At 40.9% G+C, this 313-nt stretch carries 1 protein-coding gene; it reads left to right on the forward strand.

Going from position 1 to position 313, the window contains the following annotated elements; all coding sequences use genetic code 11:
• Positions 1-39: 39 nt before the first annotated feature.
• Positions 40-313, forward strand: a 274-nt coding sequence (locus NI465_RS16610) for an IS6 family transposase (RefSeq protein WP_151817489.1), incomplete at its 3' end; no start/stop codon positions are given.

Here is a 313-nt window from a genome sequence, read left to right on the forward strand (position 1 = left end):
TGATAAGCTAAATATCTTATTTATTTCGAGATACAGCAGATGAATCCCTTCCACGGTCGGCACTTTCAAGGTGAAATCATTCTTTGGGCTGTTCGTTGGTATTGTAAATATGGCATCAGCTATCGTGAACTTCAAGAAATGCTCGCTGAACGAGGCATAAATGTGGATCACAGTACAATTTATCGTTGGGTTCAGCGTTATGCTCCAGAAATGGAAAAACGCTTACGCTGGTATTGGCGTAATCCTACAGATTTACATTCATGGCATATGGATGAGACTTATATCAAAGTGAAGGGGCGATGGACTTACCTGT

Origin of the sequence: Acinetobacter lwoffii (genome assembly GCF_024129855.1) — a bacterium.
Taxonomy (GTDB): domain Bacteria; phylum Pseudomonadota; class Gammaproteobacteria; order Pseudomonadales; family Moraxellaceae; genus Acinetobacter; species Acinetobacter lwoffii_L.